This window comes from Lysinibacillus louembei (assembly GCF_033880585.1).
Classification (GTDB): Bacteria; Bacillota; Bacilli; order Bacillales_A; family Planococcaceae; genus Metasolibacillus; species Metasolibacillus louembei.
Window position 1 is genome coordinate 2,038,578 of record NZ_CP137624.1, and the last position, 21,047, is coordinate 2,059,624.

Annotated in this window: 14 protein-coding genes, 2 pseudogenes and 1 riboswitch; of the genes and pseudogenes, 12 read left to right on the forward strand and 4 right to left on the reverse strand. The window is 37.6% G+C overall.

The features are described 5' to 3' along the window. Positions 1-117 precede the first annotated feature (117 nt). The 10 genes from R6U77_RS10125 to R6U77_RS10170 all read left to right on the forward strand — a co-directional run bounded on the left by R6U77_RS10125 (position 118) and on the right by R6U77_RS10170 (position 15,216). Entirely contained in the window at positions 118-483 is a 366-nt protein-coding gene (locus R6U77_RS10125; protein WP_319835562.1) for a DUF2500 domain-containing protein, read from the forward strand. A gap of 162 nt (positions 484-645) precedes the next feature. Further along, positions 646-2,577 carry a DUF2075 domain-containing protein gene (locus tag R6U77_RS10130; protein WP_319835563.1) on the forward strand — a complete coding sequence of 644 codons (1,932 nt, stop codon included), beginning with the start codon at positions 646-648 and terminating at the stop codon, positions 2,575-2,577. A 176-nt stretch (positions 2,578-2,753) separates the two neighbouring features. Further along, positions 2,754-3,758 (forward strand): GNAT family N-acetyltransferase, encoded by a 1,005-nt coding sequence (locus R6U77_RS10135; RefSeq protein ID WP_319835564.1) that lies wholly within the window; start codon positions 2,754-2,756, stop codon positions 3,756-3,758. Between the two features lie 133 nt (positions 3,759-3,891). After that, complete coding sequence (locus tag R6U77_RS10140; RefSeq protein WP_319835565.1) at positions 3,892-4,926, forward strand: Wadjet anti-phage system protein JetD domain-containing protein; 1,035 nt, start codon at positions 3,892-3,894, stop codon at positions 4,924-4,926. Beyond that, positions 4,910-6,400, forward strand: a complete 1,491-nt coding sequence (locus R6U77_RS10145) for a replicative DNA helicase (protein WP_319835566.1) — start codon at positions 4,910-4,912, stop codon at positions 6,398-6,400. The genes R6U77_RS10140 and R6U77_RS10145 overlap by 17 nt, the downstream gene beginning before the upstream one ends. A gap of 1 nt (position 6,401) precedes the next feature. Then, entirely contained in the window at positions 6,402-7,142 is a 741-nt protein-coding gene (locus R6U77_RS10150; protein WP_319835567.1) for a DUF6063 family protein, read from the forward strand. Next, the gene (locus tag R6U77_RS10155) at positions 7,126-11,532 is read left to right on the forward strand and encodes a hypothetical protein (protein ID WP_319835568.1); all 4,407 of its coding nucleotides are present in this window, start codon (positions 7,126-7,128) and stop codon (positions 11,530-11,532) included. The genes R6U77_RS10150 and R6U77_RS10155 overlap by 17 nt, the downstream gene beginning before the upstream one ends. 623 nt (positions 11,533-12,155) lie before the next feature. Further along, positions 12,156-13,154 carry an AAA family ATPase gene (locus R6U77_RS10160; RefSeq protein ID WP_319835569.1) on the forward strand — a complete coding sequence of 333 codons (999 nt, stop codon included), beginning with the start codon at positions 12,156-12,158 and terminating at the stop codon, positions 13,152-13,154. Next, positions 13,147-13,683, forward strand: coding sequence for a hypothetical protein (locus R6U77_RS10165; RefSeq protein WP_319835570.1), 537 nt, complete (start codon positions 13,147-13,149; stop codon positions 13,681-13,683). Before R6U77_RS10160 ends, R6U77_RS10165 begins: the two co-directional genes overlap by 8 nt. A gap of 611 nt (positions 13,684-14,294) precedes the next feature. Further along, a riboswitch (SAM riboswitch) is annotated at positions 14,295-14,399 on the forward strand. 79 nt (positions 14,400-14,478) lie between these two features. Beyond that, entirely contained in the window at positions 14,479-15,216 is a 738-nt protein-coding gene (locus tag R6U77_RS10170; RefSeq protein WP_319835571.1) for a cyclase family protein, read from the forward strand. Positions 15,217-15,347: 131 nt separating this feature from the next. Here the strand turns inward: R6U77_RS10170 and R6U77_RS19870 are convergent. The 3 genes and pseudogenes from R6U77_RS19870 to R6U77_RS10180 all read right to left on the reverse strand — a co-directional run. Further along, positions 15,348-15,461, reverse strand: a pseudogene (locus R6U77_RS19870) (IS3 family transposase); the annotation flags it as partial. 20 nt (positions 15,462-15,481) lie between these two features. Further along, positions 15,482-15,754: pseudogene (locus R6U77_RS10175) on the reverse strand (HTH domain-containing protein); the annotation flags it as partial. 137 nt (positions 15,755-15,891) lie between these two features. Next, the gene (locus tag R6U77_RS10180; protein WP_319835572.1) at positions 15,892-18,297 is read right to left on the reverse strand and encodes a putative Ig domain-containing protein; all 2,406 of its coding nucleotides are present in this window, start codon (positions 18,295-18,297) and stop codon (positions 15,892-15,894) included. A 624-nt stretch (positions 18,298-18,921) separates the two neighbouring features. Here R6U77_RS10180 and R6U77_RS10185 point away from each other — a divergent pair. Both R6U77_RS10185 and R6U77_RS10190 read left to right on the forward strand, forming a co-directional pair. Beyond that, on the forward strand, positions 18,922-19,956 hold the full coding sequence (locus tag R6U77_RS10185; protein ID WP_319835573.1) for a lactonase family protein: 1,035 nt from the start codon (positions 18,922-18,924) through the stop codon (positions 19,954-19,956). A 263-nt stretch (positions 19,957-20,219) separates the two neighbouring features. Then, positions 20,220-20,597, forward strand: a complete 378-nt coding sequence (locus tag R6U77_RS10190) for a hypothetical protein (protein ID WP_319835574.1) — start codon at positions 20,220-20,222, stop codon at positions 20,595-20,597. Between the two features lie 141 nt (positions 20,598-20,738). Here R6U77_RS10190 and R6U77_RS10195 read toward each other — a convergent pair whose 3' ends face one another. Beyond that, positions 20,739-21,035, reverse strand: coding sequence for a monooxygenase (locus R6U77_RS10195; RefSeq protein ID WP_319835575.1), 297 nt, complete (start codon positions 21,033-21,035; stop codon positions 20,739-20,741). Between the last annotated feature and the right edge of the window lie 12 nt (positions 21,036-21,047).

Below are 21,047 nucleotides of genomic sequence, written 5' to 3' on the forward strand. Positions count from 1 at the left end.
AATCCCCCCTATTGTTTTCTCTTATTGAAATATTTTACACTATTATGCTACTATTTTTGAAACTCTTTTTCTTATCCATACGTAAATATATTAAAAAATACTAGGGAGGCTAAACAGATGTATTATGACCCAAACCCTTTAGGAAACGCCATGTTTACAATTGTCCCACTATTAATTATTGGCGTATTTATTTTTATGGTAGTGAAAGGACTTACTCAATGGAGTGCGAACAATAACTCTCCTCGACTTACAGTTCCTGCTACCGTTGTTACGAAAAGAACACAGGTGTCTAGGAATCATCATCATGCAAATGACCATATGCATTCAACGTCCTCGACTTCGTATTATGTAACATTTCAGTTTGAAAGTGGGGATCGTTCAGAGTTTTCAATGAATGGCTCGGAATATGGGATGCTGGCAGAGGGGGATATTGGGAAGTTAACTTTTCAGGGAACGCGCTATCTTGGGTTTGAGCGTGTATAATGATAATGTTTTAAATTACTGTAATTTAACTACTAGTCATTTATCACTATGTATCTTTTATAAAAAATAAGTTCAGCTAGCCTATATTTTACTTTAACCAATTGAATTCCCCACAAGTTAGTTTAAAATTAAATTCAGGTAAAGGCTTAAGGGGGAGAGCAAATGATTATTTATGAGGCGGATGTGTCAGAATTTTTAGATGATGTGGCAAATGAAATTATTGTTGATCGCTTATATAAAGTTTATCAAGAGAAAATAGGGCGCACAACTAGAAGTGAAATTCGCTCATGGGATTATTCATTGCAGCGTATGTCAAACGTGCTACGTGATCGAGAGATTCCTAAAGATGCAAAGGCGGCAATTGAATTTAAAATCCCGAATACAGGAAAGCGTGTAGATTTTATTATTGCGGGAAACGATGGACAGGATGACCATGCGGTAATTGTTGAATTAAAGCAATGGGAAGAAATAGAGAAAAATGAGAGATTAGATGCTGTTGTTGTAGAGACATATTTAGGTGGTGCAAAGCGGCAAACAACTCATCCATCCTATCAAGCTTGGAGCTATGCAAATTTAATCGAAGATTTCAATGAGGATGTTAGAGAACGACCAATTAAGCTCAAACCATGCGCTTATGTACATAATTATTTAGTGCGAGAAAATGATCCAATGTTAGATAGCCACTATGCAGAGCATATTGAAAAAGCACCTGTTTTTCGGAAAGGTGAAGTAGAAAAACTCCGTCGATTTATTAAGCAATTTATTAAATATGGGGATCAAAACGATATTATAGGTGCAATTGATAGTGGACGTATTAAGCCATCTAAGTCATTACAAGATAGCATGGCGGCTATGCTTGAAGGAAATCAAGAATTTGTCATGATTGATGACCAAAAGATTGTCTATGAACAAATATTAGATTATGCTCAAATGTCTATTGCTAATGATACAAAAGGGGTTTTTATTGTTAAGGGGGGACCAGGTACAGGTAAATCAGTGCTGGCAATTAACTTACTAGTGCAGTTGATTCAAGATGATTATTTTGCTATGTATGTGACAAAAAACAGCGCACCGCGTAATGTATATGCGACAAAGCTAAAAGGAACAATGAAAAAGAAAAGCATCGATAATCTTTTCAAAGGGTCTGGTAGTTTTCATTCAATGGATCAAAATGAGTTAGATATATTGATTGTTGATGAAGCACATCGTTTAAATGAAAAATCAGGCTTATTCAGTAATTTAGGTGAAAACCAAGTCAAGGAATTAATGAATAGTGCAAAGTTTAGCATATTTTTTATTGATGAGGCGCAACGAGTGACACTGAAAGATATCGGAAGTGTAGAATTAATTAAAGAATTTGCAAAAGAGTTAGATATAGAGATTTATGAGGGAGAATTAGCTTCTCAATTCCGCTGTGATGGCTCAGATGGCTATATAGCATGGTTAGATGATGTGTTAGAAATACGTGAAACGGCAAATGAAAATGACTTAGGGATGGATTATGATATTCAAATATTTGATTCTCCAAATAAGGTACTTCAGCAAATTAAGAGTAAAAATGAATCTAACAATAAATCAAGATTAGTTGCAGGCTATTGTTGGGAGTGGATATCAGAAGGGAAAAACAATCGTGATGTCCATGATATTGTGATTAAAGAACATGATTTCTCTATCAGCTGGAATTTAGGTAATGATATTTGGGCAATTGCTCAAGAATCTGTGGATGAAGCAGGCTGTATTCATACATGTCAAGGATTGGAGTTTGACTATGTAGGTGTCATCATAGGGGATGATTTGCGTTTTGAGGATGGTAAGGTTATTACGGATTATACAAAGCGAGCAAAAACGGATCAGTCAATTAAGGGCATTAAAAAGAGAATGAAGGAAAATCCAGAAGCGGCTACAAAGGAAGTAGATGCAATTATTCGAAATACATATAGAACGCTTATGACGCGTGGACAAAAGGGGTGCTATGTGTATTGTACAGATAAAGAGTTAGCAAAATACTTGAAAATAAGATTAGGAAGAGTATATAGACAGCAAAATGAAGTTAGAGAAATGCTAGTTGCTGAGGAGAAAGTAGAATATAACTAAATAGTTTTAAGTGTATAAAACAGAAGCCTGAATAATTAAGTTTGTTTGGGTTTTATTATGGTTAATTTATTTCCCCATCCTTTTAATAATTATAAAAAATCATGCTTTAATTACCACTTTACAAGAACTAACGTTCGTGTTAATTTGTAGTTATTAATGATAAGGAGGGCTTAAAAATGAAAATAACTGAGGAGCTACGACAATATTATTTACCATATTTCCAAACGATGAAAGACTTAGAGAAAGCATTATTTTTTGAGGATTCAGCATTAAATCAAAAGAAAGCCTTTGCTTTTATAAAAAGTGCTGCAGAGAAGAGTTTAATAAGCTCTATTCGATATACAAAAGAAGCAACAGGTGTTATTTCTACAAATAAGTATGAAGTTCATTTTGCTGTTTTACCATCAGGAGATTTGGTTTATTATACTGTCAATAAAAATACTAAGAAAAAAGGAAATTATCATCGAGTAATGCAGCTAGAATCTATTTATAATCATCTAACAAAACTAGGAGTTATAAATGAAAGCACGGGATTTTTCGATATTTTGAATGATATGGTTTTTGGTGAAGCTGTGCTAAAGTCATCTTTCATGCAAAAAGCTTCAAATGTAGATTCAATTACAAATGAGGATGGATGGAGTTCTATTTCAATAACTTCCTCAATGACTGTTGATTTGGAATTTCCCATACTAAATGGGAGTTCTCAGATAGTGCTTAATATGGAGGATAAGGAGATAAGAGTAGGGTACATTCATTTTAGAATTTATAATTCGTATCAATTAAGTAGATTTGAATTATTGGATGCGGCAGATGCTTTATCAGGCGATGAAGAATGGCTAATGTCTGCCTTTCTTGATGCATTTGAAGAAGAGATTGAAGAATGGTCACCTAAGTGTCTTACACTGGACAGAATTTTAGTAGAACCTGTTTATAGAAATAAAGGTTATGGAAAATTAGCGATAAAAGAATTAGTTAAATTATGTGAAATTTTGGGTGTTGACTATATTGTTTTAAAACCATCACCAGTAGAAGAAGCTGATTTTAGTGATAAAGCTAAAGCACAACGAAAAGAAGACATTAAGAGATTAGTTTCTTTTTATGATCAGCTTGGATTTGACATTTATTCTTTAAATGAAGAAGAGCCGTTTATGGTTTTGAATGTAAATGAACAATGTGAATAAAATGATACAATAAGAAACAAAGGGGCTTTGAAATAATAAAAATAGTACCATTTTGTTTCTTATTCTTCAAATAACCCAAATACCATCATTCCTCAATCTTTGCTATACTAATAAACAAACTGGAGGGGGCAACATGAAAGACCAACTACTTCAATTTAAAAAAGCATTTATCAAATTAGCTGAATTAGAGCAGATTGTCGGAAGGCCTGAGACGTATGAGCAGTTTGCAGCAATTGTGCAAGATTTAGTGAATGAGCAGTTATTACAGCCTGTGAGAAATTCAGGGAACCCTCCGCAATCTCCTCAACTCTACTACAAATATAAGATTTTGAAGCATTCTGTGAAGAAAGAGCTTCGAGAGACGATTGAACGCTTGCAATTAACACTACATGAGCGCATTTCTTTAGATGCATATTACCGCCTTACACAAACTCAGCTTGAACAGGATTTACCATACATTGAGAAAATACATACATATTTAATGGCAGAAGGGTTACCAATATTATCAGTGCCAGCGCCAGAGCGAAGTCAACAGATTATGGGTGATGAAAAATGGATTCAATATAAAGGGGGACGGCGTCTATTAGAGCGACTCAGCTTATGGGCAGATATGCAAATTGTCGATGTAAAAGAGCCGCTGCGATTTGCGCTGAACCCGCAAAATATTGGACGGTCAACTCATTACCATTTAATTGTAGAAAATAAAACGACTTATGAGGCGTTATTGCCAGCACTTTCAGCAACTTGCTTTACGACATTAATATATGGAGCAGGCTTTGAAATTGTTGGGAGCTTGAGCTTGTTTCCAAAGCAGCTGCCATTACCATATGCCAACCACATATTTTATTACTTTGGCGATATTGATTTTGCAGGCATATCGATTTGGTATTTATTGAATAAACAGCAGCCTGTGGAGCTAGCAACGCCATTTTATGAAGCGGCACTTACTGATTTAGGGAAGCCAATATCTAAAAAGCAATTAATTGATGAAGAAGCGATTCAGGCATTTATGGAACGATTACATGAAGAGGCAAAGATGCAGTGTCAGCAATTAGTTGAACAGCGCTATTATGTGTCTCAAGAAGTGCTAACGACAGCGGAGCTACAGCAAATATGGCAGCGAATGAGTGCGGAATTAGTGGGGGATGCCAATGGAATGGAGTTTTGATATTACGACAGGCTTGAGAGAGCGTATGCGGCGTATTTATTTGTTTGAGCCGTTGCATGAGCTTGCAGCGAAGCAACAAAAGGATGATGATGGGCAAGATATTGATATGCGGATGCTTGGTTTGTTGACATTGCTTTATTTTTTTGAAATGAAGCTTATGCGTGAGTCGAAAGTCGGGATAGAGGAGGCAGCGAATTATTTGCGACCGCTTATTCAGAAACGCTATAACGTTGCCGATGAGCGAGTGCATACGTTGTTATTAGCTGTTAAAGAAATTTTTCGACCAGCGAAGGGGCTTTATAAAACGTATTCCTTTTACAATTGGGAAACAGAAAAGGTGGAGGAGATTCCTTTTTCCTTTTTGAAAACAGATTTTTTTGATGTGAAGGAAAATCGGCAATATTACCAATTAGACGATGATGGCTTGGAGCTTATTTTTGCAACAAAGGAGTATTTTCAGGAGTTCCAACTGTCGATTCATCAGTTGATGCTACGCAAGCTGTTGGAGAAAGGCGAGCTACAAGGGGCGTTACGGCAAATTAATGAGATGCGCATGGATGTGGAGCAGCTGCACGAGCGAATGGAGAAGCTATCACATGAGATTAAGCGTAACATTATTAATATGGAGACCCAGCAGCGTTTTATGGAAGTACTGCAAGATCGCAATTTACGTTTGCAGCGTGAAAATACCGAATTTGAGGAGCTGCATAAATTTATTGTTGATGCGAAAAAGGCATCCGAATCGACAACGAATGAGGAGGATATGCGCGCTTTTCGAATGCTGATGAAAATTGAGGAGGCACTGATGGCTGTGCATGAGCAGCATCGCGCGTTGTTAACCCATAGCTTAAAGCTTAAGCAGGAGGCGCTTGAGGCAGCAGAGCAGTCGCTTTATAGCATCGGGGTAGATAATTTTAACTTTGATCAAGAAATTGTTTCGGAAATTGTTAGTACGCCGTTGCCACTTGAGTCGATGAAAGGAATTTTAGCGCCATTTTTAAAAGTTGGGCATAAAAAAATGTGGTCATTGCTAACTATTTTTAGTGCGCAATCGTGGTCAGAGGAAGAGCAAAGTGCTGAGTTGGCACGCTATGAGGAAATTATCGAGGAAGAGAAGCGGGAGCAGTATGCGAAGCAAATAAGGACATTATATGGAGCTTATATGAAGTCAATGCTTGCCTTTGCCGAAGGGCATCAAAGCTGGACAGTGCAGGGCTGGCTTGAGCATATAAAAGAAAAGAATGATTTTTCATTGGATGCACGCTACCTTTATGATTTTTTACTGCTTTGTCATCACCGCTCACCTCTCTATAAAGATAGCAACAATGCAGATGAGCAATCGTTGCATTTGTTGATAGAGGTAACAAGTTTACTTGGCGACCGTCAATTAGTGATTGAAGAATTACCGAATATATTGCAACCTACGAAGCGTTATTCGATTCAAAATCTACAATTCAAATGGCAGGAGGGATAATATGCTATATCAACAAGAGAAAGTAGAGCGAGCCTTTGAGATGTACAGCGAGCTGGCAATGGAAGGGCGTGTGACAGGAGAAGCTGTCCGCTTATTTAAAATTGATACTGACTTTCGAGCTTTAGTTGAGATGTTTTGTAAAAAAGTACAGGCCATTTGTATTGAAGTAGGTGATGAGGTGTTGCTTGTGCCTGAAACGAGGCTATCACCATTCCATGTAACAAACGAAGCGTTAAAGCGTGAATATTTTAAAACAAAAGGTCGCAATGAGGATTTATATTTAATGTATTTTGCAACGATTTGTGTGATTGGAGAGTTTTATAATGCCTTTCATTCCATCCATCCAACGCGCCCGTTTATTACAATTGAAGAGTGGATTCAAGCGATTGATCGTCGGATGGCAACATTGCGTGAATATGATGAGGAAACATTGAAGGAGAAGGAAAAGCAGTATTCCTATCGTTGGCATATGCTGTTAGAAAAATGGGACGGGCTTGATGATGTCAAGGAAACAGCAAAGCGCCAAAGCGCCAATACGATGAGTAGAGTAAGTTTTTTACATACAACATGTCGCTTTTTGCGTGATGAAGAAATATTGATTGAAACAGGTATCGGTGAATTTGAGCTGACCGAAAAAGCGAAAGTCATTATCGGAAATTATTTTATGGATTCAGAATATAATCGAGGAATTATCGCCTTTTTATATAGCATGAAGGAGGAAGACGATGCCGACCATTACTAAAATTCGTTTTGCTAATGTCATTTATGAGCAAGGCTCAAAGCGCTATCATGATGAAACATTTCAATTTAACACGCATAATGGAGCGATTTTATTAGAAAATGGCGGAGGTAAGACCGTATTTATTCAAGCGGCGATGCAGGCAATTATTCCGCATGCCACTGTTGCTAATCGCCAAATTAAAGAAACCTTTTATTTAGAGGAAGGACCTGCACATATTGCAATTGAATGGCTGCTGAACGAGCGACCACGCCAATATGTCGTGACAGCTGTTACCCTTTATACAAAAAATAATAAAGTAGAATCGCTACGTTATGTTTATGAATATGGTGAGGGCGATAAGCATGCTATTGATGCGATACCTTTTACGAAGCGAGAAGCGGGGATGCAATATCCGGCAAGCAAGGATGATATGCAGCTTTATTTTCAAGGAATTGTACAGCAAACGCCGATGCGCGCAAAGCTTTTTCCACAGTCGATTAAGGCCTTCACCGATTATTTAGAGAGCAATTATTTTATCATTCGTGAAGAATGGGAAAATATGGTTGTTATGAATAGCGCAGAAGGCGGCATTGAAAAGGTTTTTGAGGAGTGCAAAGGGACGCAGGAGTTATTTGATCGTTTGTTGATTCCTTCTGTTGAAAATGCCGATAAGCATTTCAATCCGCTTAGTATGGCTGATCAGTTTGAAAAACAGCGCAGCAATTTAAAAAAGTATAAAGAGTTTAATGAAAAGAAAATTGAATACTATGCCATGCAGGAGCGTATGGAGCAATATGTGCATAAATTCCGAGTTTATAATGATGCCTTGGTGAACTATAGGGAACAGCAGCAACAGGCGGTAGCATATGTTCACTACTTGCAGCAACAGCGAGAGCAGGCGGAGAAAGATGTGAAATTGATTGAAGAACAGCTTGCCGATTTGAAAAATGTACAGCAACAGCTTGTGCAGCGTCAGCAAGCATTAACGATTTATAAGGAGCAGGACAAGCAACGACAGCTACAAGAAGAGTTAATTGTAGCTGAAGAAAAATTCAATCAAATTGAAAGCAAGCTCAAGGTACGTCAGCTTGACAAAGCTTCATTAGAATATGCAATAGATGCAGAAAAGCTGAAGCAAGCGGAGGAAACGATTGCCCATGCGCGTGTACTATTGCAGCAAGAAAATGAAAAAGAGGATATTGATGATTTACAAAATGAGCTAGAGCTGTACAAAGGGCAATGGCTTTATTTATTAGAAGTAAAAAAAGAAAAGCTACAAAATAAATTAGCTGCAACAACACGTGATATCCAAAAGCTAAAGAATGAGGAGCTTGAAATTACCTCAAATTTAGAGAAGACACGCGAGGATATGCAAGAGGCGAGCAAGCGTGTAACAAAAAATGACACATTGATTCAAGAAAAATCGAAGCAATTAACACAGTTAAAGCGTAAGCTAGTAGCGCATGAAAATGAGCAAGTAGAGGATTTATTAAAGCAATGGATTGGGCGTGCCACACAATTAGAGCAGACAAGCCATGAGCATGAGAAACATTTGAAGGTACTGGAGCAGCAAGCGGTGGAACAGCAACAAATGAGCAAGCTGTTAGTAGAGAAACAAGTAGACTTAGAGAAGAAAATTAGTGTACTTGACCACCAACTACAGTCATTTGAGGAAGAGGAAGCATCAGTGAAAGCTCGTCTACAAACGATCTTGCATCAAATGAGCATGACTGCACGCATTTATGACCGCGCGATGAGCTACACAAACCAGCTACAGGAAAAAATAACGCAGTTACAAGCCGACCATGCAGAAAAATTAGTTGTGGAGCGTAAAGCGAGGCGTTATTTGGATGACTATGGCGGGCAAAGCCAATTTTTTGCTGAGCCATATTTAGCTGAGCAAATCCAGCATTGGTCACAGTTTACACATATTCAAACAGGTGTTGATTATTTGCAATCATTAGAAGAAGCAATTGATGTGCAGCATATTGCCTACCCATTTTGGGCGATAACGCTTATTACAACTGCAAATGAAAGGCAGGCATTGATTGATAAAGTGCATGTGCTGGCAGATAAGCTAACAACACCAATTGTTGTGTTAACACGTGAAGAGGCAAAACAGCTTGTACAAGGTGAGCCATTTGATGAGGCATGGATTGCTCCGTTATTTTGGCGAGAGCATGTAGATAAATCTGCGTTTTTACAATGGAAGCAAAGCGCAACAGCAGAAGCGAGCTTTGTGGAAAAAGAGCGTAAGGAAATCGAAAAAAAGCTATCAGACGTGGAGCAAGCTTATACGACGCTGACAACATTTCTTGAAAAATATCCATATGAGCATTTTAAGCAGTTAAATGAGCAACACTTTGAGGCAAAGGAAGCGCATAGTAAGGCTGCATATGATTTACGTCAAGTAGAGCAAAAAATAGCAGAAACCGAAACAACGAAAAAGCAAATAGAACAATTATTACAGCAAGAAAAAGAGGAGCTGCGCAATTTAAATTTCGAGCGTATTCCGAATGCGCAGGAGTATCAGCATGTTCACAAGCAAATCGAGCCATTACAGGCACAGAGGAAAATCGATGAAGTAGAAGTGACCCGCTTAGTGCAAGTTGTGCAGCAGCTTTCGCAAAATAAAGATAATTTACAGCAGCAATGGCTTGATATGACATCAGAAAAGCTAAATATTGAGCACAGTATCATGCATGAAATTGAACAGCACGAAATTTACCAGCAGCGAGCAGCATTAACGGCACGTGCTACGACATTGTCTGAGCATGCATTGAAGCTAGAGGTGACACGTATAGAGGAAGCGCTCAAGAAAATGTCCGCAACGATTCAGCAATTGCAGGAGCGAATTGATACGCATGAAAAACTAGTGCGAGATTATCGCGATTCGCTTGAGCGCAAGCTTGCGGAACATCCAGCATTGGATAAACAAATAGCTTTACCAGTCCAACCTGAGGGGATGCTAAAGCAACTTCAACAAGAAATGAATCGTTTAATTGCTGCAAAGGTAGAGCCATTGAGTGCTGTGGAGCAAAAAAAGGAAGCTTTGCAATCTTTAAAAGGCAGTATTCAGACATTAATTGCGCAATATGAAGGGGAGTTGCCAGCACGCACTGCTTCGATTGAAGAGCTACAGCAAGAGTTACAGATTGATTTTGAACGCTATGAGCAGAAGCTTACTTATACGAAAAGTGAATATACGCGTATAAATAAGCAGGCAAAAAATTTAGCGCTAGCTGAGGGGCAGTCAAAGGATAGTTATTTCCGCCATCAGCTCAATAAAATTAAGCAAATTCCATCACTATCTACTGAGCAGCAAATAGCCTTTTTATATGAATATGAAAAAGAGCTAAAGCAAATTTTCGTAAAGCTAGATACCAATTTGAAGGAGCTGCAAAGTCAGCAGCAAATGATGGATAAGGAAAAGCAGCAATTCCGCCAGTTTTGTACTACTTTGCAAGATCACAAGCTAAGTAAAGTGACGATGGATGGCATTGAAAATCATCATACGTACAAAGCAATAATGGAGCATCAACAGCTTATCAATCAAACGATTCAGCAGGCAATTCATCTTGCTGATGCAGCGATTCAAGAGTATGACAAAGACCAGCAGCAAATTATTCAATATGCCGTACAGCAGCTTGTTAGAATCCGACATAATTTATTGGAAATTCCTAAAAAGACGCGTATTCGAACAGAGAACGAAACAAAGTATATGTATCAATTTATTATTCCTGAGTGGGAGGAGCATGAGGCAAAGGATGCGATTCGCGATTATATTAACTGGATCTTAACAACGCTTGAGCAAGATAAATACCGCGATGAGTATGGTAATGAGGATGTAGCGAGCATCCGCAAATTTTTAGAAAAACATTTGCAAACAGTGCCGTTGCTACACCAAGTGCTTGGCAATAAAAAAATGCAAGTAAAATGCCGCAAAGTAGAAAGCGAGCGCCAAATCTCTTCTAACTTCTATAGCTGGGAGCAGTCCAATAAATGGTCAGGCGGGGAAAGCTGGAGCAAAAACATGGCCCTGTATTTAGGTATTTTGAAATTTATCGCAGAAAAGTCAGGCGGCCCAATGAATACGAAACGTAATCGCGCGCTCATACTCGATAATCCTTTCGGCAAAGCATCGAGCGATCATGTATTAAGCCCTGTATTTTATATCGCCGAGCAGCTCGGTTTCCAAATGATTGCACTAACTGCCCATGCGGAAGGCAAGTACATCGCTGACTACTTTCCAGTCGTTTACAGCTGCCGACTTCGCTCAGTACGCAACGCATCACATCAAGTGGTTCAAAAAGAGCAGCAGCTAAACAAAGCCTTCTTTGCCGACAATCAGCCAGAGGCACTGCATTATGTTGGTGAGAGGAAGCAGATGACGTTGTTTGAGGATGAGTAAGTATGTTTAATCATTTTACTTCCCAATATTTGATTGAGTATAAAATAGTTTTGGTTAATAATAAACTAATTGATAGCTAAATCAAGAAAGGTATGATTGAAAATGCTTTCTTTAGAAGGGTACATTTCAAAAAGAAAAATAGAAGATAAGATAAATGAGTATGACATTGATTCTAGAAATGAAAATATACGCATTTGCGTGAATTATATTTTTGAATATTTTAATCAATACTTAAATACTGAAGAAATAGGCCAAAGGATTGGAGTAAATATAGAATAAATATTTGGATTTTTGCTTTTAATTATTTATCTCGTTTTTTTGATAATGATAGTTTATGGCCAGCACAACATAGGATTAAAAGTAATGAAATAGGCATAAATTATTTTTATGATTATAAGCAAAAAAATAATCTTTTTAATTTAAATACACTTTACAGTAAAATTTCAAACAAATCTTTTGTTCAAGGTAAACAGCAATACATTGAAATAATTTTCATGTATATTTGGCTTCATAATATATGAGGAGATGAAGATAATTATTGGGAACAATATAGCGCCATAAATCTTTAACATAGGATTTAAAACAAGCTGAATAAATGCTCAAAATGTAAGGGAGTGAAATGAATGCCAATCCAATCAGCACATCTTCAAAATTTTACAGTGTTTGAAGATATGCAAGTGCAGTTTTCAAAAGGGATTAATGTGATTGTTGGAACAAATGGAACAGGAAAAACACATTTGATGAAGGTAATGTATGGGATTTGCGAAGAAATAAGTTCCAGCCAAGAGGATGAAGTAATGGATATTGCTCTAAGTTATTTTTCTGTGGAATCTCTACAATTAGTTAAAGTAAATGCCCAACAAGCAATCGTTAGTGTAGTTCTTACTGATGAAAATTCAGCAACTTATGAAATTGATAATTCACAAAAACGTAGCAAGAATACGTTGGACGGTTTTAATTTCCATTTAGATTTTAATGTGAAATCAATCTTCATCCCTGCAAAGGAAATGCTGTCCCATTCCAAAGGTCTTTTGGCACTTTATAATAAATATAAAATACCTTTTGATAAGACGTATGTTGATATTGTTATTAATGCTGAATTGCCTGAAGCTCGTAATATGTCTAAGTTAAATGATGCTCTATTACAAACCATTTCCAAAGTTATTGGTGGGGAAGTGCTACATGAAAACGGCGTATTTTACATTAAAAAAGCGAATGGGGCGAAAATTGAATTTCCTGTAGAAGCAGAAGGATTACGTAAGTTTGGTTTATTGTGGAAGCTAATAAAAAATGGCTTACTTGAAAAGGATACAGTGCTTTTTTGGGATGAACCTGAAGCAAATATCAACCCAGAGCTTATGCCCATTTTAGTTGAATTAATGTTAGAGCTTGAACGAAAAGGCGTGCAGTTATTCATTGCGACACATAGTTATAACTTAGCAAAATATCTTGAAATTAAGCGGAGAAAAGAAGAACAAGTGCTATTCCACCATTTACATCAAACTGAGCAAGGGGTACAAGTAGACAGTAGTGTTTATTTTGGCGAATTGGAAGATAATCCAATTATAGAAGCAGATACAAAATTATTGGATGAAGTCATTGAGGGAAATTTCGATGACTAATTGTAAAATCGTTGTGGAAGAGAATGGACGCTTTCAGTTTGACTTTTCAGCACTTGATTATGTATGGCAATTTCACGATAGTGTTGTGAAAACAATGCTAAGCGATGTTGATTTTATTACTGAAACTGCACAAGAGGTTGTTTTTATTGAGTATAAAAATGCTAATATTAAGAATGCAGTAAATCCAGATGCAATGCTACAAAAGATAAAGCATGAAACATTTTATTCTAAAATAGCACGCAAATTTTATGATAGTTTATTGTTATTTTGGGCATGTAAAGGAAATGAAAAAGAGCTTCCAATTACATTTGTATTAATTATTGAACATCCTATTTTAGACAAAAAGCTACGAAGACAATTGAAGTTGAAAATTGAAAAACAATTGCCATTACAGTTGAATGTTCCAATGATTGCAAGACAAATGATATCAAGCTTTGAAGTATTGAGCTTGGATGAATGGCAGGAGCGATTTCCACAGATTGTAGTTAGAGAAGTTATACCAATAGATGAAACTCCTACTCAGTTTTGAGGTAGGAGTTTTTTATTTAATGCATATGACCGTAAATCGTGTGAAGGATTATTTGAAAAGCTAGTATTATCGAAATTTATTGTTGCCGGAAAATATGATAAGGAAAAAAACGTATTCATTTAAATACTGTCGCAGCAGACGAGTTTTATACGTATTATGATGGCGTGATTTATAACATCTTGTATTCAGGTGATGTGGACGAGGAAGAAATGGTTACATTTGTACGGGATTTTATAGTGCAAAATACGATTCAAGAGCTTAATTTTGAGAGGAAATATGAAGGCTAGGGTTCGATGATGTGGGTTCTTGCTGTGGTAGGCATCCTTTTAGTATGTTTTATCATAGTGCTTTTTTATATTGCAAATTTAAAAGAAAAAAGTAAAGGTACTAATATTTGGTCTTGGTTCATTATTTATCATTACGCCATTAATCAGTGGTGCAATCGCTATGATGGCTAATGTTTGTTCTTGTGCTGCCAATCGGCATTGTAACTTCTTTGCTCATTACGATTTATGGTATTGTCCGCTTCAGAAAGGATAGAAAAAGTTAAATCAAATCCATATAAAACTTGTAGGATAAGAAGGGTTATGCTACAATCAACATAATTTCATAGCTTATCAAGAGAGATTGAGGGATTTGGCCCGATGACATCTCAGCAACCAGCTATTTGCTAGTATGGTGCTAAATCCAATAGGCGATTGCCTTAAAGATGAGTGGAATACGATTATATGGCAATCGAAGCTCTCTTTATAAAAAGGGGGCTTTTTTACATTTTACAGAAAGCAGGGATGGACGATGACGAATGATTTATTACAGGCAGTTGAGCTATTAAAGAGTAAGAAATGGGTGGATTTAACGCATACATTTGGGCCGGATTCTCCGCATTTCTTTATGTTTGAGGATGCTAAGTTTGAAACGTTATTTTCACATGATGACGGCTTTTTTGCACAGCAGTTTTCATTTCCAGGGCAATATGGGACACATATTGATCCGCCGATTCATTTCGTGCGTGATGCGCGCTATTTAGATGAATTAGATTTAAAGGAGCTTGTGCTGCCACTTGTTGTCATTGATAAATCGCAAGAGGCAGAGGTGGACAATGATTTTACTTTAAGCGTTGAGGATATTTTGGCATTTGAGGCGGAGTATGGTGAAATTGAGGCAGGTACATTTGTAGCGCTGCGTACGGATTGGAGCAAGCGTTGGCCTGATAAAGAGGCATTCAATAATAAGGATGAAGAAGGCAATAACCATATTCCAGGCTGGGGCTTTGAGGCATTGCAATTTTTATTTAAAGAGCGCAAGGTGAGGGCAGTTGGGCATGAAACATTCGATACGGATTCCGCAGCAGATTTCCGCAAAAATGGCAATCTTCAAGGAGAATATTTCGTGCTGGAGCAGGATACGTATCAAATCGAGCTATTAACGAACTTAGATCAATTGCCAGCGAAAGGGGCAGTCATTTTTAATATTGTGCCAAAGCCTGAAAAAGCATCTGGCTTCCCTGTGCGCTCGTTTGCGATTTTGCCATAAATAGGATAGTAATAATAAAAAAACGCATGAAATGACAGGATTTCATGCGTTTTGCATTATTTTTCTATATAAAAGAAACCATATACCAGATTAAAGAGTGCCCTTTGTAAAGGACATTTTGAAAAAAAATAGGCAACTTGTTGAAGCTGCTGTCTGTATTTTACAGGTGGCAACTTTTTTAAATTCCATTGGTCTCGGTAATGATTGTAATACGTCATATACCTCTTCATTTCTCGTTTTGCTTCTTCTCATGTTTCGCACTCATTTAGATTTGTTTCTCAAATTTTAAGTTTGTTTCGATTGTGATTTCTTCTTCAACATCTGCTTTTCGATAAGCATTACGCCAACGTTTCGCTGAAGAGGCGATTCGCTCTAAACCAACTAAATCAACGTCAAAACCTGCCGCTTCAAAAATTTCTCTTGGCAATCTCCCATTTTCATTTTTCACAATAAAATGGTGTTTAAATTCATTTGTATAGGTAATTACTTTTTCACTCACTGCCTGCACATGAGGATTACATTTCAATTGTTCTTGTTCTGTAAAGTATTTTTTGTCATTTCAATTCGCTCCGCCATCTTTTTTCTCATTATAAACAAAAATACCCAATAAGATAGACTTTTTCAAAGTGTCTATCTTATTGGGTACAGTTTAATCCTTTCAATTTTTTTCTTTTGCTATTTTTGCATAATCCGATATAAAAATGCGACAAATTGCGCTCTTGTCACAGGTTCATTTGGTCGGAAATGGCCATTATCACCGAGTGTAATTCCTTCACGCTCTAGCGTTGCAATATAACCTGCACTCCAATGAGTGCTAGCCACATCTGCAAAGGAACTTGTGCCTTCTGGTGTTAGCCCTAGCACGCCAACAAGGACTTTTGCTAATTGTGCTCTCGTCATATTTTCTGCTGGGAGAAACGCACCACTTGCTCCATCTATAATGCCTGCTTGTTGCAATGCTTGAATTGCCTCATAATAAGGATGTGTAGACGGTACATCCGAGAAGCCATCTGCTTCTCTCACTGCATCTAGTGAAAATACTCTTGATAGTAACACCGCCACGTGCATACGACTAATCGGGGCATTCGGACGGAAAGTACCGTCTTCAAAGCCTTGGATAATACCAAGGGCTGTCAGTTCCTCAATCATCTCTTTTGCCCAATGTCTTTCTACATCATGAAATGGCACGATTGGCTTTGGTGGTTGTGAGGGTTCAGGCTCCTCTATAGGTAATGCTGTCCATTTTGCATAGAGCGAAATATTTTCTTGCAAAATCGTTTCTTCTACCCATCGCTTTGTCAATGCCTCATCTTGATACCAACCTTCAAAGCGATAGCCCTCTCTTATTGGCACAGGTAAATCGCCAACTTTTGTATTATAGTTTATGTCGATAGGTGCTATTGCTGTGCCACCGTTCGTATGCAATGTAATAGTTAACGCATTGACGGTTGTTCCTGTTGAAGCTGGTACATCAATAGTCGAATTATTACCATGCACCACTTTTATGGTAACTGTAATTACTTCCTCATCTGTTAATGAGCCATCACTCACCTTTACTGTAAAAGTATACTCTTTCGAGCTTTGAGTTGCTGATGGTGTCCATGTAAACACACCTGTTGTTGCGTTGATGCTTGCTCCTGTTGGTGCACCCTCTAAGCTGTATGTTAATGAATTTATAGGTAAATCAGCATCCGTTGCACTTGCCGTAAATGTAAGCAAGCTTTCTTCATCTACCGTTTTATTGCCGATGGCTGCTAGTACGGGCGCTGTGTTGACTTCATTAACCGTAACAGTAATACTTTCTTCGTCTGTTAACGAGCCATCACTTACTACTATAGTAAAGGTATAGCTGCCTGGCCCCTGCGCTTCTGTCGGTGTCCATGTAAACACCCCTGTCGTTGCGTTGATGCTTGCTCCTGTTGGTGCACCCACTAAGCTGTATGTTAATGAATTTATAGGTAAATCAGCATCCGTTGCACTTGCTGTAAACGTAAGTAAGCTTTCTTCATCTACCGTTTTATTGCCGATTGCTGTTAGTACGGGCGCTGCATTTACTTCATTAACTGTAACAGTAATACTTTCTTCATCCGTTAACGAGCCATCACTAACTCGTACTATAAATGTGTAGCTGCCTGGACCCTGCACTTCTGTTGGTGTCCATGTAAACAAACCTGTTGTTGCGTTGATGCTTGCTCCTGTTGGTGCACCCTCTAAGCTGTATGTTAATGAATTTATAGGTAAATCAGCATCCATTGCACTTGCTGTAAACGTAAGCAAGCTTTCTTCATCTACCGTTTTATTGCCGATGGCTGCTAGTACGGGTGCTGTGTTTATTTCATTAACCGTAACAGCAATACTTTCTTCGTCTGTTAACATTCCATCACTTACTCGTACTGTGAATGTGTAGCTACCTGGGCCCTGCGCTTCTGTCGGTGTCCATGTAAACACCCCTGTCGTTGCATTGATGCTTGCTCCTGTTGGTGCACCCACTAAGCTGTATGTTAATGAATTTATAGGTAAATCAGCATCCGTTGCACTTGCTGTAAACATAAGCATGCTTTCTTCATCTACCGTTTTATTGCCAATTGCTGTTAGTACAGGCGCTGTGTTGACTTCATTAACCGTAACAGTAATACTTTCTTCGGCTGTTAACATCCCATCACTAACTCGTACTGTGAATGTGTAGCTACCTGGGCCCTGCGCTTCTGTCGGTGTCCATGTAAACACCCCTGTCGTTGCATTGATGCTTGCTCCTGTTGGTGCACCCACTAAGCTGTATGTTAATGAATTTATAGGTAAATCAGCATCCGTTGCACTTGCTGTAAACATAAGCATGCTTTCTTCATCTACCGTTTTATTGCCAATTGCTGTTAGTACAGGTGCTGCGGCGTATTCGATTTCAAGCTTTGGTTCAATCAGAGCTAATTGTCCTACTATAGGACTTTTCATCATTTTTCTCTCATAATAAGATTGGTTAGCCAAATTTTCTATTGCCCTTGCTGGTAAACCACCAAATAACGTTTGCATAAATAAAACTGCAATCGCTATAGGAACGAGGGTTGGATTAGTTTTTCGTTGCATATGTGTTGCTCCTTTCGATTGATTTGTTTTTACGTGGATACATTATACAGAGCGAAGGTTAAAATTAGGTTAAAAAAATGATTATGGAAGGTTATGAGAAGGAAATAATGGCTATTTCTTTTTCATTTACACTTGATTTATTTTTTGACAAATATACTTCTGTTGAAAAATGCGCCTCCCTAATATGGTCTGTTTATTGAATAGCAAGACGAACCTGTTTAAATGACTTTACTACCTAATCTAAACAATTTTATTGTTTAAAAACAGTTTTCCCCTTTTAAAATACTCGTTTCTCGAATGATTAGCTCATGTACTATTTATAGCTAACCACTGATACATACTCTAAAGAGGGGCAGATTTTTCTCATTTCTCTTGATAGAAACGTAAAGTGTACCCTTTGTAAAGGACATTTTGAAAAAAAACTAGGCAACTTCACTTATAGATAAATGAAAGGATTATCGGGAGATAGAGTACTAATTTTAATCTGTGGGGAGGCAATAGTAAGAGGGAGGCCTTTTTACTTTATTCGGCTTCCTTGCTAGAAATATTTTCAATCTTATTTTGTTCCTTTCAATTTACTTTTGTTCTATTATAAATAATAAACAAAAAGGAATGGTGATCATAATGGAAAATACAGTGGATTTAGTCATAGGCACATATCAAAAAGCAACTTCTGAGGCGCTTCAAATAATCACTTTACATACAAAGACATTGGAAATACAGCAGCAAGTAGCGATAAAAGGCATTGATTCACCTTCCTTTGTCGCTGTTTATCAATCCTATATTTTTGCTGTTAGTGAAGAGGATGAAGGAAGTATTTATAGCTATCGCTATGATAAGGAGCAGCAGCAATTAATTGAGCTAAGCCGTCAGTCTACACATGGTGCGGCACCTTGCTATATCGCATACGATGCTAGTAAAAAGGCTTTGTATGTCACAAATTATGTATCTGGTTCAATAGCCGTTTTCACAGTCAATGAACAATTCGAAATTCAGCCTTGTAAGCAGCTGATTCAGCATACAGGGAGCAGTGTGAATGTGGAGCGACAGGAGGCGGCACATGCACATTCTATTGAAATTTTGTCCTTTGCTACAGACTATAAAATTGTGCAAGACTTAGGCTGTGACACGATTTCCTTATATTTTACTGAACCGGATGGTATGCTAACACTCGTAAATACTTTTCAAATGCCATTGGGAAATGGTCCACGCCATGTCGCTTTTCATAAGGAGCATAAGCTAGTTTATGTATTAAGTGAATTAACATCAACAGTTGATGTATTGCAGTTCGATGAAAACAAGCTAACTTTCGAATTAACTCAAACGATTGCTACATTACCATATGATTTTGCTGGTGAAAGCACAGGAGCGGATATTCATATATCGTCTGCAGGAGATTATTTATTTACATCAAATCGTGGGCATGATAGCATCACTATTTTTACGATTGATGCCCACGGGCAATTAGCGTGGCATCAATGTATGCATACAGGTGGGGAGACACCACGTAATTTCGCAGTTATTTCAGATGACTTACTCGTTATTGGCAATCAAAATGCTGATAAGCTCACAATGGCAAAGCGTGATGAGTGCAATTTGTTTGTGTTGCAGCCTGTGGAATATTTAGTAGAAAAGCCTGTATGTGTGAAGGTATTATAAGGGAATTTAAGTTATAATAAATGATTAAAGGGAGTGAATGATATGGAAAGAATTATTATTCCGGTAGAAACTGTCCCAATAATCAGTACCTCGAGTAAAGGGGATCAATCGAAATGGCAAGTTGATAATAAGTGGATTAAGCAAAATACACGTGGTTATGAAGGACAAGCAGAGGTGCTCACATCGCTTATTCTATCATGTTCTACGTTAACAGAACGAGAATATGTTAAGTATCATCTTTTTTTATGAAGGACGCGTTGCTAATGATTAACTATATGAAATTTGATGTAATGTGGATGGATGATGTAATTGCACATGTTGATTTAAAGCCTGCCAATGGTGGAACGCCGTATGTAATAAATTATATTGATGATTTTAATAAACAATTTTCTCCGAATATGGAAGGGCATATTAGCATTGAGGAGCTAGAAACATGGCTGAAGTGGCGCACTTTTCCTCCGACTCGTGCTAATGCACAGGAGCTGTTAGAGGGCTTAGGTTTGCAGGCCTATAATCGCTGGGGCATTGTACGAAAAACACATGGTGTCATGGCAGATGATGAGATTTGGCTGCGCTTTGACGGTGAAACATTAACACATCGAGATGTTTGCTTGCGGAAATATTTGTATTATCCAGAATAATAAATAGTGTGGGCTTGTTGAAAAAGGTAAATCCTTTTTCAACAAGCCTATATTGCAACAATACATAAATAATCTTAAGGTTTTGGAATAGTGAGAACAATTTACAGAAAAGCTTTATATAATTTATTTTAGGCTTCATATTCAACCTTTATTAATTTCTGTCAGCTGTTCATTAATTACAAAAATCTTTGCATTTACATTGTCGATGCCAAATCCAGCTAGTCTTTTTGTGTGCATAGCAAGATATTTTTCAGCTGCTTCCTTTGTTGTGAATTTGTAAATACCACCAGCCTCGCCTGTTTCGGCATTTTCTGTCCAAATTTTTGAAATAAAGCCTTCTTCATGATTGATGCTTTGTGCCAATTCAGTAAAAGCCTGTGTCATTGCATCTCCGAATGGGCCAGTCATTTTGAAATCTATTTGTAGTAAGTAAGCCATCCTTATTCTCCT

Excerpts from the sequence above, each read along its gene's own strand:
- R6U77_RS10125 (WP_319835562.1), top strand. The coding sequence starts at position 118 with ATGTATTATGACCCAAACCCTTTAGGAAACGCCATGTTTACAATTGTC.
- R6U77_RS10130 (WP_319835563.1), top strand. The coding sequence starts at position 646 with ATGATTATTTATGAGGCGGATGTGTCAGAATTTTTAGATGATGTGGCA.
- R6U77_RS10135 (WP_319835564.1), top strand. The coding sequence starts at position 2,754 with ATGAAAATAACTGAGGAGCTACGACAATATTATTTACCATATTTCCAA.
- R6U77_RS10140 (WP_319835565.1), top strand. The coding sequence starts at position 3,892 with ATGAAAGACCAACTACTTCAATTTAAAAAAGCATTTATCAAATTAGCT.
- R6U77_RS10145 (WP_319835566.1), top strand. The coding sequence starts at position 4,910 with ATGGAATGGAGTTTTGATATTACGACAGGCTTGAGAGAGCGTATGCGG.
- R6U77_RS10150 (WP_319835567.1), top strand. The coding sequence starts at position 6,402 with ATGCTATATCAACAAGAGAAAGTAGAGCGAGCCTTTGAGATGTACAGC.
- R6U77_RS10155 (WP_319835568.1), top strand. The coding sequence starts at position 7,126 with ATGCCGACCATTACTAAAATTCGTTTTGCTAATGTCATTTATGAGCAA.
- R6U77_RS10160 (WP_319835569.1), top strand. The coding sequence starts at position 12,156 with ATGCCAATCCAATCAGCACATCTTCAAAATTTTACAGTGTTTGAAGAT.
- R6U77_RS10165 (WP_319835570.1), top strand. The coding sequence starts at position 13,147 with ATGACTAATTGTAAAATCGTTGTGGAAGAGAATGGACGCTTTCAGTTT.
- R6U77_RS10170 (WP_319835571.1), top strand. The coding sequence starts at position 14,479 with ATGACGAATGATTTATTACAGGCAGTTGAGCTATTAAAGAGTAAGAAA.
- R6U77_RS10180 (WP_319835572.1), bottom strand. The coding sequence starts at position 18,297 with ATGCAACGAAAAACTAATCCAACCCTCGTTCCTATAGCGATTGCAGTT.
- R6U77_RS10185 (WP_319835573.1), top strand. The coding sequence starts at position 18,922 with ATGGAAAATACAGTGGATTTAGTCATAGGCACATATCAAAAAGCAACT.
- R6U77_RS10190 (WP_319835574.1), top strand. The coding sequence starts at position 20,220 with ATGATTAACTATATGAAATTTGATGTAATGTGGATGGATGATGTAATT.
- R6U77_RS10195 (WP_319835575.1), bottom strand. The coding sequence starts at position 21,035 with ATGGCTTACTTACTACAAATAGATTTCAAAATGACTGGCCCATTCGGA.